Source organism: Rhodococcus sp. NPDC006774, assembly GCF_040636045.1.
Taxonomy (GTDB): Bacteria; Actinomycetota; Actinomycetes; order Mycobacteriales; family Mycobacteriaceae; genus Rhodococcoides.
Map to the genome: position 1 here is coordinate 70,714 of NZ_JBEYIW010000019.1, position 10,135 is coordinate 80,848.

Consider the following 10,135-nt stretch of genomic DNA (forward strand, 5'->3'; position numbering starts at 1 on the left):
TGTTTCAGAAGTGGACTGCACTACCCGCCTTTCAAACGATCGCGAGCGCGTCTCGTTCTACCCGTGCGAGGGTGAAGTTGTCGTGCAGGGCGGGACCGTACTCTCGGGCACCCGACGACCATCGGACGCGTTTCGGGCCGGCAGGCCTGCGGCACCGACAGTCAGATCACGGTCAGATAGATCAATGCGACCCTGAAAATAGTTCGGGCACCCGAACTTCGCAAACGGGGGTTGGCGACACTCCACACTTACCTCAGATAGGCAACACGACGGCAGTGACGAATTCGTTGCGTATCCAGGCGATGAACAGCCCCCATGCGCCTGTCAGGAGCGCGACGCCGACGGCGATCATGATGATGCCGCCCGCTGTCTTGATCTTCTGGGAGTTCCTCCGAAGCCACCCGACGCTGCGCATCGCCGAACTCGAGCCGAACGCAAGGACGACGAACGGCAGGCCCAGTCCCAGACAGTAGGCGACGATGAGAGTGACCCCGCGCGCTGCGGTTGCACCTTCGGTGCCTGCCGCAACGGAGATCACTCCTGCCAGAGTCGGACCCAAACATGGTGTCCAACCGAGAGCGAACACACCACCGAGTAGCGGTGCGCCCGCGAGCGAGGAGATCTGTTGGGGTGCGAATCGGGTGTCGCGTTGAAGGGTGGGAATCAACCCGATGAAGGCCGCACCCATGATGATGGTGATGACGCCGCCGATGCGTTGGAGTACTTGCTCGTTGATGCGCAGTGTGCCGATGACTCCGAAGATCGAGGCTGTGGCGAGGACGAAGACGATCGTGAATCCGGCGACGAACAACGACGCGGCGCCGGCCACACGCCACCGGCGTGCCAGCGGCGCCGAGGGCGCTGTGCTGTTCGGGGTTTCGAGCGATCGGGCATCGGCACCGGCGATGCCCGCCAGGTAGGACAGGTAACCCGGAACCAGCGGCACGACGCATGGGGAAGCGAACGAGACCAGTCCGGCGAGCATGCATGCACCGATCGCCAGCACCAAAGGGCCGCTCGATGCGGCGTTCTGAAATGTCGACCCGATGTCTTGGGCGAGAAGGGTCATTCGGCCGCTATCCGTTCGACGACGGGAAGGAGGTCTTCGGTGAGCAGGGCGCGCATGAAGACCGCCGCCACTCGATGCTGGCGATCGAGTACCAGCGTCGAGGGAATCACGCTGGTCGGGTAATTCCCGCCGAGTGCGATCAGCGTCCGCATCGAGGGGTCGTAGATCGAGGGGTAGGAGACGTTGTTGTCGACGACGAAGTCCTGCGCCTTGTCCTTCTGCGGATCTCGAACATTGATGCCGAGGAACTGCACACCGCGCTGGCGGGTGGATTCGTAGACCTCTTCGAGGTCGTCGGCTTCGCCGCGGCAGGGGCCACACCATTGACCCCAGAGATTGATCACCACTACCTCACCGTCGTAGTCCGACAGAGCGGTGTTTCTGCCCTCCTCCATCAGGTCGGGACCTGCGAGTTCGCCGATGATTCCCCGTGTTTCGGGCGGATCGTAAAAAATGTCGGTTTGGCCACCGGGTGCTACGAAGTCGAAGCTACCGCCGGTCGAGGCGGCGTCGGCACCGACGGAGCATCCGGAGCTCACCACTACGATGGCAAGGATCGATGCTAGTGCCGCGGCAGGCATCGAGACCTGGTGGCGTGTACGTACCCACGTATCTCGGCGACGTCTCATGAGGTGAAATCCTTTACTGCAGTGCGGATCTGATCCGTTGTCTCGAACACCGTGGGGTCGGTCAGACGCACGATGTCCCCGCCCGGTGTGAGGAGGAAGCTCAGGGGCAGAACCGGTGGAGCCGACAGCGCGTTCTGGACGTCGCCGTCGTCGATGTAGTTGGGGTACCGAATGCCTAGTTCCGTGAGCAGCGCGGCCGCATCCTCGGGTCGGTCCTCGACGTCGATTCCGACGACCCGGATCGCGTCGGGTTCGGCGGCGTAGCTGTCGAGTACAGGCATTTCTGTGCGGCACGGGGCGCACCAGGAGGCCCAGAGATTGATCAGAGTCATCTCACCGCCCAGAGCGTCGGCGAGGTCGACTTCGGCGTCGTCGCCGATGCAGCTCGCCGTCACCCCGGCAAGTGGTCCGCGGCGTCCGGGCACCGGAACCGGGCACGGCGACATTGCTGGGTCCGCGGTGGCGGTGGCGGTGCCGGGGTGGGGCGGGCTGGACGGTGTGGGTCCGACCGGCACGATGGTGTTCGTGACGGATGCTCGATCGTCGGCGCTGGACCGGGGCCACAGTGCGACGATCGATGCGACAACAACTATGAGCATGACAATCGACCAGCCGCGCGTCATCGGCCCGACCTTCTCTTTTCAGAGCGCGGCAGAGGGGCCGACGGTTCGTGGCGGGTCATAGCAGCGTGGACCAGTACGGCCAGAAGCGTTGTGCGATCAGGGTGATCAGGGCGAGAAACCACACGGTCAGCGGGATGGAGTGATTGCCGAGCACAGCGTCGGACCACTGCCGGAGAGCGGGTGTGGACCCGGCGCGGTGAAGGTTCCGCAAGGTGACGTACCAGAATATCGGGACGGTGACTGCCCACACTGCCATGCAGTACGGGCACAGGGCGCCGATCTCGTAGAGGCTCTGTCCGATCAGCCAGTGTACGAAAACTGCGGCGGCAGTGACACCGACCTGCAGTGCACCCCAGAACCACTGCGCGAACACAGCACCGGAGACAAGGCCGGCACCTACTGCTGCCACGACGGCGAAGCCTGCGATCCCGAGGAGGGAATTGGGGAATCCGAACACCGACGCCTGATCGGTGTTCATCACCGATCCGCAGTTGAGTACCGGGTTGATGCTGCATGTCGGGGCGTAGGCAGGATCGAGGGCAAGAGCAAACTTTTCCGCCGTGAGTACGAATGCGGCGGTCAGTCCGATCAGCCCTCCCACCAGCAGAACCCAGGGCAGGCTCCGATCGAAAGGCCCGCCCTGACGGGGTCCGGTGGCAGCCGTGGGGTCAGCCGAGTGCAGCGTCGAGGGCATCGGCGAGGTCTCCGTAGGTGGTGGGCTCGATTTTGGTGCCGTTGAGGAAGAAGGTCGGGGTGCCTTGCACGCCGAGCGCTATCCCGTCCGCGACGTCGGCTTCGATGCGGTCGAGTGTCGCAGGGTCGGTGTAGGCGGCATCGAAGGCGCTCATGTCCAGTCCCTGCTCGACTGCGAAACTGCGAAACAGCTCGTCCTGGGGAACCTGCTGCTCACCCCACTGCGCCTGCGTCTCGTACATCCGCTGATACATCGCCTCGAAGCCGCCTTGCTGGGCTGCAGCTTCGACTGCTCGCGCCGCGCGTTCGGCATTGAAGTGCGAGGTGATGGGAAAGTAGCGGGCCACGAAGCTCACCCGGTCGCCGTACTCTTCCCGCAGTTGTTCGATCGCCGGGTAGGCCGACCGGCAGGCCTCGCATTCGAAGTCGAGGAACTCCACGAACGTGACCCGGCCGTCGGGCACCGAGTTCAATCGATGACTGTTCTCGCGCACCGCGATCGAAGCCGGGTCGATGGCAGCCTGCTCAGCGGCCGCGGCGTCCGGTGACCCCGATCTGTCCACCACCAGAAACAGAGCCAACGCGGCGGCGAACACGACCACCAGGGACAAGGAAATCTTCAATGCTCGGCTCATGCAGCTACCTTCTCGATTCGTTGCGGGTCCCCAGCGTCTTCCTCGTCCGCCGCCGATGCCCGGAGTTGTTCGAGATCCAGAAAACGAACGACGCGAGAGCTACCGCGAGAGCGGCGATCAGAACAATCGAGACCTTGACGGACCGGCCCCACCCATTCCTCCGGACGATGCGTGAAGCGTAGGCGTGAGCCTGAAGTCGAAATACTACGACCCATAGTAGTTGTGGGCATCGGATCGTTCGCCGCAGGGCGTGTCACTTCGTCCCGCCCCTGCCGCTCGAATCGTCCACGAGCGATCATACTGCCATACGGTGCTATCATCGGTGCATGACGATCAATAGAGGGGCGTGTCCGGTCGGCCGCACCGGGTCTACGGTCGATGCCGCAGTGGCGTTGTTCCACAGCCTTTCCGATGCCACTAGGTTGGCTATCGTGCGCCGACTCGCCGATGGGGAATCGCGTGTAGCAGACCTGGTGAGCGAGCTGGGGCTGGCCCAGTCGACGGTGTCGGCGCACATGGCGTGCCTGCGCGACTGCGGGTTGGTGATCGGTCGCCCCGAAGGGCGGCAGGTCTTCTATTCACTCGCCCGACCGGAACTGTTGGATCTGCTCGCCTCGGCAGAAACCCTCCTCACCGCCACCGGGAACGCGGTGACACTGTGTCCCAACTACGGCACGGACTCCGCCGGAGCGGCGGTGACCGGATGAGCGACGCGTGCGGCTGCGACCACGACGAGCCCCGCCCGGGCGGCGACGACGAGCAGGAACCCGACAGGTTGTGGCAGATCACCGAGATCCGAGCCGCGGCTGTCGCTGGCGCTCTGCTGGCGGCCGGACTGACCATTGGCTGGACCGGCGGTCCCGATGGTCTCACTCTGGTACTCGAATCGGTCGCGTTGATCGTCGCCGGCTACACCTTCGTACCGTCGACCCTGAAGCGGCTCGCCCGCGGCAAGATCGGCGTCGGCACCCTCATGACCATCGCGGCGGTCGGCGCCGTGATCCTCGGTGAGGTCGGCGAGGCTGCGATGCTCGCGTTCCTGTTCGCCATCAGCGAAGGCCTCGAGGAGTACGCGGTCGCCCGCACCCGGCGAGGTCTGCGGGCGCTGCTGTCGTTGGTTCCCGACACCGCCACCGTCCGACGAGATGGTCGAGAACAGGTGGTGTCGCCGACCGAGTTGACGGTCGGCGAGATCATGATCGTCAAGCCCGGCGAGCGCATCGCCACCGACGGCACGATCCGCAGTGGCAACACCGCGCTCGATACCTCGGCGATCACCGGCGAATCGGTGCCCGTCGAGGCAGGGCCCGGCGATGAGGTGTACGCCGGGTCCATCAACGGAACCGGGGTTTTCGAGGTCGAGGTGTCCGCGCGCGCCGAGGACAACTCGCTGGCCAAGATCGTCCGGATCGTCGAGGCCGAGCAGTCCCGCAAGGGCGAGGCGCAGCGACTGGCCGATACGATCGCCAAACCCTTGGTGCCCGCGATCATGGTCGCCGCGGCCCTCATCGCCGCTGTAGGCAGCCTCCTCGGCGACCCACGGATATGGATCGAACGCGCACTGGTCGTCCTCGTCGCTGCCTCACCGTGCGCCTTGGCCATCGCCGTCCCGGTCACCGTCGTCGCTGCGATCGGCGCTGCCAGCAAACTCGGTGTCCTGGTCAAGGGCGGCGCAGCACTGGAAGCCCTCGGCCGCATCCGCGGAATCGCACTGGACAAGACCGGCACCCTGACCCGCAACAAGCCGGTCGTCATCGACGTCGCCACCGTGAACGGCGCGACCCGCGAACAGGTCCTCGCGGTGGCCGCGGCGCTCGAGGTGCGCAGCGAGCACCCCCTGGCCGCGGCGATCCTCGCCGCCGTCGACGACCACACCCCCGCCGAGGACGTCGAGTCCGTCACCGGCGCCGGCCTCACCGGCCGCCTGCGCGGTTCCGACGTCCGGCTCGGACGGCCGGGCTGGATCGAGCCCGGCCCGCTGGCGGCGGAGGTGGAACGGATGCAGCGCGCCGGAGCCACCGCCGTGCTCATCGAGCAGGACGGCCGAACACTCGGCGCGATCGCGGTCCGCGACGAACTGCGACCCGAAGCCGCGGAGGTCGTCGCCGGTCTCCGCCGTGACGGATACCACGTCGCGATGCTGACCGGGGACAACGAACGCACCGCCCGAGCGTTGGCCGCCGATGTCGGCATCGAGGAGGTCCATGCGGACCTGCGACCGGAGGACAAGGCAGCCATCATCAGCGACCTGAAGGTCCGACGGTCGACCGCGATGGTCGGCGACGGTGTCAACGACGCCCCCGCACTGGCCACCGCCGACCTCGGTATCGCCATGGGAGCCATGGGAACCGACGTGGCCATCGAAACCGCCGACGTCGCCCTGATGGGCGAGGACCTCCGGCATCTGCCACACGCCTTGGCCCACGCACGCCGATCTCGGCGCATCATGCTGCAGAACGTCGGGCTGTCTCTGGCGATCATCACCGTTCTGATGCCGCTCGCCCTGTTCGGGATTCTGGGCCTGGCAGCAGTGGTTCTGGTGCACGAACTCGCCGAGATCGTGGTCATCGCCAACGGAGTCCGGGCAGGCCGCGCCCACCCCCTGACCACCGGACCGGCACCCGCATCGGCCCCGACGGCAGCCGAGGCCCGCATATGAGCGCCGACGCAGCCCCGGGCATCTCGGCGCCACGGTCCCGGCGGACCCTGACGATCGTCGCCGTCGTACTCATCGGCGTCGCACTCGCGGGCGACCCCGTCGCCCGCCGCGCACTCTCCGACGGCCGCATCGTCGAGCTAGGCGTGCTGCAACTGAAGTTGGCCTACAACAGTGGTGTCGCCTTCAGCGTCGGGAACCAACTGCCGCCGTGGGTCATCATCGCGGTCACCGCCATCATCACCGTCGGCATCGGTGTGTACGCGTGGCGCACTGTCCCCACCGGCTCACCGTTGGGGACTGTGGGACTGTCGGCGATCGTCGCCGGCGCCGCCGCCAACGTGATCGACCGCACCGTCGACGGTCGCGTCACGGACTACTTCCACACCGGCTGGTGGCCCACCTTCAATCTCGCCGACACCTACCTCACCTGTGGTGTCGTACTGGTCATCGGCTCCATACTCTGGGAGGAAGCGGCCCTTACTCGTACCGCGCACGCGCAGGAAAAATCCGGATGACCGCCTCGCGGCCTCGCAGCCGATCCACCTCTACCGCGGTCCAGCCCTCCGGACACGACGTTCAGCCGCCCCGCCGTGGCCGCTCGGTGCGGGAGTGATCACCACCATCGCCGCGGCGGTCGCGATGTTCGCCGGCACCAACATCGACGACATCGTCGTGCTGACCGTGCTGTTCGTCGCCTCCGCCAGCCAGGGGCGGCCGCGGGCATGGCAGATCGTTGCCGGCCAGTACGCCGGCCTGATCACCCTCGTCGCGATCAGTGTCGTCGCTGCCCTGGGATTGGTGATCGTCCCGGAGGACTGGGTCGGGTTACTGGGGTTGCTGCCCCTGTCGTTGGGTGTCTGGGGCCTGATCCGCGGCCTGCGCAGCGGCGACGAGGACGAGGCCCCGGTGGTGGCAACAGGGATGGTCGGTGTCGCCGCCATCACCATCGCCAACGGAGCCGACAACATCGCCGTCTACACCCCGGTCTTCCGCACGCTCGGTGCGCCACAGACCGCGGTCACCATCGCCGTGTTCCTGATCTGCGTGGGAATCTGGTGCTACGCAGGCAGACTGTTGGGCACTCGCAGAAAGGTCGTCGACACTCTCGAACGGGTCGAGCACTGGCTCGTACCCGTGGTGTTCATCGTCCTGGGTGCGATCATCCTGCTCGAATCCGGTGTCCTCGGCCGGCTCATCGTCGCCGCGTCATGACCGACGTCTGTTCGCCCGGCAACTCCAGCGGCAGCGGCATCGATCGCCGCAATCACACCGTCCCAGGCGCTGCGGGCGGGTACCGGACTGCGAGACCGCGTCGGAGCGGTCCCCGGATCAACCGGCTCGTACGAGCGTGGGCGCAGTAAAGCGGCGTCAGCGCCGCCAGCGAAAATCTCATCGTTCTCGACCGCGATGATCGCGGTCGCGGCGGCGGTCAGTACTGCTGCTTGTTCTTCCCAGCGCAGGTCCTCGAACGGAACCCACGATGTTCGGAGCGGGCGAGAACGGCCGGTGGATTTCCAGATCGCGCTGAGTGGCTTTGCCCACCATCCGGTGCGGACCAGAGGTGTTGATACTTCGTCGACGACGGTGCGCAGCAGCCTGAACCACACTGCTGCATGAACACGGCCCGCGCCGAGCTCGACCGACCCGCACGTCAACGCGGTGACGCTGCGTCTGTCGATTTCTGCGACGGCCGCCGCGACCGGTATCGGTGGTGCGTGCTCGTCCGAGCCTGCTGGTGTCCTGTCCCAGAAGACAAGTCTGCCGGGTACGACGCTGCAGAATTCGAGCCGGCAGAGATGCTTGGTGCAGCTGGTCAGCATCGGGTATTGCTGAGCCATCATGACCGCGATGTCGGCGTGTGTGTCGAGGGTGTCGATGCACAGAGGGCATGCCCGTGTAGTCAGCGTGCTTACCCAGGGAAGCCATGTGCCGGCGGGCGGTGCGCGTCGACGTCGATCGGCCATCGCCAGACCCGCCGGTAGTAGGACAGAGAACTGGTGGACGTAGGTGTCGAAGTCGCACTCGGTGGGGTCGGTGCTGTCGAGCAGCCAGGGCGTGCAGCCCGCCAACGTCATTTCCCGCAGCCGTTCCGCCGTACAGGTGCTCCTCTGGGCAAGCGCCGATAGCACCGGCTCGGGTGTGTGCCGGTCCAGGTCCACGCTCGAGGTGTCGACACCGAGCCCGTCGAGAAGGTCCGCTGTATTGATCAACGAATACAGTGCGCTGGTCCGGGCCAGCCACGACATCAGAGTCTCGCCAGGTAGTGGTTGCGGGCGCAGCGGCCACGGCGGATGCGCACTGTGGTCGAGCGCTGTGTGCGCTGCAGGGGCATCGGCTGGTGTCATGCCAGGTGCCGTTCGAAGTGGCGGCGGCGTTCGGTGGGCCCGAAGTAGGCGGTTTGGGTCAACACCTGTGAGGTGATCGCTTCCTCTCCGGCTTCTATTGCGGTCACTGCGGCCGCGGTCAACAGCGTGGCCAGTTCGCCGATGGTGCCCTCACACCGGGTGAGGAGGTAATCGGTCATCTCCGCCGATGTCAGGTACGAGGGCGCACGCAACGGGAAGCTGGCGGTGAAGCTCGCCAGCAGGGAGCGGGTGTCGGTGTCGTTGGTCCAGATCGGCAGCGTCATGGGGTGAAAACGGTTTTCCAACTGTGCATCACTGCGGATCGCGAGGTACGCCTCTCGGGTACCGACTCCGACGAGAGGGATCCGCAGCTCGTTGCCCAGAAACCGCAACAGGTTCAGAAATTCTCGGCGCACGTTGTCGCGACCGGCGAGAACATTATGGAGCTCGTCGATGATCAGCATCCGAACCCCGGTTGCTCGCAACAGCGTCACCGCTTGCTGTTCTAGTTCGTGAACGCGGCTTCGCGGGCGCATCGGCGTTCCGAGGGCAGCGAGCATCGCCAGGTAGAACCGTCCGGGTGCTGGGTCCGGAGGCATCTGCATACACAACACCGGTATGTGCTCACGGTCGGGCAAGCTGACAGCGGGGTGCGCACGCCGGAACTTCTCAACGATCATCGACTTGCCGTTGTTCGTCGGTCCGATCAAAAGCATGTTCGGCATTCGTTGTCGATCCGGCCACCCCAGCAACGTCTCGAGGTGCACGATGACCGACTGTGCACGCGGATACCCGATCCACCGTTCGGTGCGAATGTGCCTGATGCGTTGTGCAGCAGGCAGAATCGCGATCGATCTGACCGAACTTCGTAGGTGGGTGAGGTCCGCGCGATCAACGTCGATTTCGTCGTCGCTACGGTCGCTATCGTCGCCTTCGGGAGCGCTGCGGGCGTCGTTGTTCACCGATTCACCATTCTTCGATGTCGTCGAAGATCGGAACCGACACGTCGTCGGTGCCTGGATCGTGCTCGGGCGGGCTCTGCGTGTTCGGTGATGTGGTGACGCTGCTCAGATGAGAACGGCGAGTGCGATTACGTCGGGCTCGTTTGGTGTCCCGCTCTGCCGACGTGGCTACCTGACGCATCTTCTCGATCATCGCGAACAGAGCGTGTTCATCAATGCTCGCTCGGCCGTGCTCTCGAAGACGCACCACCGCTGCTCGGTGTTCCCACGATGTCACCGCCGGATGCGACATCGTCCGGTACGGCACCTCGACATACCCGCTGCCGCTGTCGGGGTCCAGGACCCACACCCTGCTCAGATCTCGTGGATCACGTCGGATCACGAACTGACCCAACTTCTCTCGTCGAGCGATCCATGGTTTCAAGGCATTGGAGAAGTACTGGATGTGGTCGATGACGAACCCCGTCCGAGTCAGGCGGCGCCGCATGACCGGAAGGAAGTCCACCAGGAATGCGGTCTC

General features: G+C 65.4%; 11 protein-coding genes and 1 pseudogene. 4 read left to right on the forward strand and 8 right to left on the reverse strand.

Features of this window, described 5'->3' with window-relative positions; all coding sequences use genetic code 11:
- Nucleotides 1-253: 253 nt before the first annotated feature.
- From ABZ677_RS22545 to ABZ677_RS22565, 5 genes are read right to left on the reverse strand one after another with little or no spacing between them, the layout of a single operon-like run.
- Nucleotides 254-1,069, reverse strand: coding sequence for a cytochrome c biogenesis CcdA family protein (locus ABZ677_RS22545; RefSeq protein ID WP_068049642.1), 816 nt, complete (start codon nucleotides 1,067-1,069; stop codon nucleotides 254-256).
- Nucleotides 1,066-1,650, reverse strand: a complete 585-nt coding sequence (locus ABZ677_RS22550) for a TlpA disulfide reductase family protein (RefSeq protein WP_068049643.1) — start codon at nucleotides 1,648-1,650, stop codon at nucleotides 1,066-1,068. Before ABZ677_RS22550 ends, ABZ677_RS22545 begins: the two co-directional genes overlap by 4 nt.
- A gap of 44 nt (nucleotides 1,651-1,694) precedes the next feature.
- A complete protein-coding gene (locus tag ABZ677_RS22555; RefSeq protein WP_068049644.1) occupies nucleotides 1,695-2,321 on the reverse strand; it encodes a TlpA disulfide reductase family protein in 627 nt (208 codons plus the stop codon).
- 55 nt (nucleotides 2,322-2,376) lie between these two features.
- Nucleotides 2,377-3,015, reverse strand: a complete 639-nt coding sequence (locus tag ABZ677_RS22560) for a vitamin K epoxide reductase family protein (protein ID WP_068049645.1) — start codon at nucleotides 3,013-3,015, stop codon at nucleotides 2,377-2,379.
- Nucleotides 2,990-3,649 carry a thioredoxin domain-containing protein gene (locus ABZ677_RS22565; RefSeq protein WP_094656090.1) on the reverse strand — a complete coding sequence of 220 codons (660 nt, stop codon included), beginning with the start codon at nucleotides 3,647-3,649 and terminating at the stop codon, nucleotides 2,990-2,992. The genes ABZ677_RS22560 and ABZ677_RS22565 overlap by 26 nt, the downstream gene beginning before the upstream one ends.
- Before the next feature lie 326 nt (nucleotides 3,650-3,975).
- Here ABZ677_RS22565 and ABZ677_RS22570 point away from each other — a divergent pair, with 326 nt between their 5' ends.
- The 4 genes from ABZ677_RS22570 to ABZ677_RS22585 all read left to right on the forward strand — a co-directional run bounded on the left by ABZ677_RS22570 (nucleotide 3,976) and on the right by ABZ677_RS22585 (nucleotide 7,520).
- Nucleotides 3,976-4,356: a metalloregulator ArsR/SmtB family transcription factor gene (locus ABZ677_RS22570; RefSeq protein ID WP_068049649.1), complete on the forward strand. Its 381-nt coding sequence runs from the start codon at nucleotides 3,976-3,978 to the stop codon at nucleotides 4,354-4,356.
- Complete coding sequence (locus tag ABZ677_RS22575; RefSeq protein WP_094642706.1) at nucleotides 4,353-6,308, forward strand: cation-translocating P-type ATPase; 1,956 nt, start codon at nucleotides 4,353-4,355, stop codon at nucleotides 6,306-6,308. Before ABZ677_RS22570 ends, ABZ677_RS22575 begins: the two co-directional genes overlap by 4 nt.
- On the forward strand, nucleotides 6,305-6,823 hold the full coding sequence (gene lspA, locus ABZ677_RS22580) for a signal peptidase II (RefSeq protein WP_068049655.1): 519 nt from the start codon (nucleotides 6,305-6,307) through the stop codon (nucleotides 6,821-6,823). The genes ABZ677_RS22575 and lspA overlap by 4 nt, the downstream gene beginning before the upstream one ends.
- Nucleotides 6,824-6,917: 94 nt before the next feature.
- Nucleotides 6,918-7,520: a cadmium resistance transporter gene (locus tag ABZ677_RS22585; RefSeq protein WP_068049656.1), complete on the forward strand. Its 603-nt coding sequence runs from the start codon at nucleotides 6,918-6,920 to the stop codon at nucleotides 7,518-7,520.
- Nucleotides 7,521-8,104: 584 nt separating this feature from the next.
- Here the strand turns inward: ABZ677_RS22585 and ABZ677_RS22590 are convergent.
- The 3 genes and pseudogenes from ABZ677_RS22590 to ABZ677_RS22600 form a co-directional block, all read right to left on the reverse strand.
- A pseudogene (locus ABZ677_RS22590) lies at nucleotides 8,105-8,653 on the reverse strand (TniQ family protein); the annotation flags it as partial.
- Nucleotides 8,650-9,555 (reverse strand): TniB family NTP-binding protein, encoded by a 906-nt coding sequence (locus ABZ677_RS22595; RefSeq protein WP_358373428.1) that lies wholly within the window; start codon nucleotides 9,553-9,555, stop codon nucleotides 8,650-8,652. The pseudogene ABZ677_RS22590 and the gene ABZ677_RS22595, both read right to left, overlap by 4 nt.
- A gap of 64 nt (nucleotides 9,556-9,619) precedes the next feature.
- Nucleotides 9,620-10,135: Mu transposase C-terminal domain-containing protein (locus ABZ677_RS22600; RefSeq protein WP_358373425.1), on the reverse strand; the 516-nt coding region annotated here is incomplete at its 5' end.

Coding starts and splice junctions, on each gene's coding strand:
- lspA (WP_068049655.1), top strand. CDS start 6,305: ATGAGCGCCGACGCAGCCCCGGGCATCTCGGCGCCACGGTCCCGGCGG.
- ABZ677_RS22575 (WP_094642706.1), top strand. CDS start 4,353: ATGAGCGACGCGTGCGGCTGCGACCACGACGAGCCCCGCCCGGGCGGC.
- ABZ677_RS22560 (WP_068049645.1), bottom strand. CDS start 3,015: ATGCCCTCGACGCTGCACTCGGCTGACCCCACGGCTGCCACCGGACCC.
- ABZ677_RS22565 (WP_094656090.1), bottom strand. CDS start 3,649: ATGAGCCGAGCATTGAAGATTTCCTTGTCCCTGGTGGTCGTGTTCGCC.
- ABZ677_RS22550 (WP_068049643.1), bottom strand. CDS start 1,650: ATGCCTGCCGCGGCACTAGCATCGATCCTTGCCATCGTAGTGGTGAGC.
- ABZ677_RS22570 (WP_068049649.1), top strand. CDS start 3,976: ATGACGATCAATAGAGGGGCGTGTCCGGTCGGCCGCACCGGGTCTACG.
- ABZ677_RS22545 (WP_068049642.1), bottom strand. CDS start 1,069: ATGACCCTTCTCGCCCAAGACATCGGGTCGACATTTCAGAACGCCGCA.
- ABZ677_RS22555 (WP_068049644.1), bottom strand. CDS start 2,321: ATGACGCGCGGCTGGTCGATTGTCATGCTCATAGTTGTTGTCGCATCG.